At 59.0% G+C, this 893-nt stretch carries 1 protein-coding gene; it reads left to right on the forward strand.

What is annotated here, in order from left to right; all coding sequences use genetic code 11:
• Positions 1-155 precede the first annotated feature (155 nt).
• Positions 156-893: branched-chain amino acid ABC transporter permease (locus tag ACK8OU_RS20325; RefSeq protein ID WP_410305141.1), on the forward strand; the 738-nt coding region annotated here is incomplete at its 3' end.

Here is an 893-nt window from a genome sequence, read left to right on the forward strand (position 1 = left end):
GATGGCGTTTGAGCGCCAAGGCGGCAAGGACGTAGTCCTTTGGCCTTTGGAGGCGGCATCCGGTAAGATCGAGGCAGTCACTCGCTGACGCGTTCAGACGATCGACGCGCGTCCCTGCGGCGCGTGTCACTCGCCCTTTAACTCGCGGAGCTGATATGGATTTCTTCGGGCAGTTTTTCGTCGACGCGATGCTGCTCGGCGGCCTCTACACCCTTATGGTGATAGGGTTGTCGCTGAGCTTCGGCATCATCCGCGTCATTAATTTTGCGCATGGTGAAGCCATCATGCTCGGCGCGTACGGCTCGTTCTGGGCGTTGCACCTGGCCGGCGTTGATCCATTGATCGCGCTGCCGCTGGTCATGGTCAGTGGGTTTGTGGTTGGGCTTTTGATTTTCCGCGTCGCGATCCGGCGTGTGCTCAGTGCGCCGCATATCAACCAGATATTGCTTACATTCGGTATCGGGCTGGTTCTCCAGAACCTGGCGCTTATCGCTTGGACGGGCGATGAACGCTCCGTGAACCCGTCATATGCCTTTTCCTCCATCGTGGTGGGCGACATCGTTATTTCGGTGTCGCGCGCCATCGCATTCGGGGTAGCTATAGTGATCGTCGGCGGCTTGTTCTTCTGGCTCAAGCGTACCGAACTCGGTCGCGCAAGCCGCGCTCTTGCCGAGAATGGCGACGCGGCGAGGCTGATGGGCATCAATGTCAACGCGATCTACGGCCTGGCGTTCGGCATCAGTGCGGCGCTTGGCGTGGCCACCGGTGTTCTCATGAGCTTCATCGGGGCGATCTCGCCATTTATGGGCTTTCATATGCTCGTCAAGGGTTTTGCGATCATCATCCTGGGGGGGCTGGGCTCAGTCATGGGTTCTGTCCTCGGCGCCTTCATT

The organism is Pontitalea aquivivens (genome assembly GCF_046507575.1).
Classification (GTDB): Bacteria; Pseudomonadota; Alphaproteobacteria; order Rhodobacterales; family Rhodobacteraceae; genus Pontitalea; species Pontitalea aquivivens.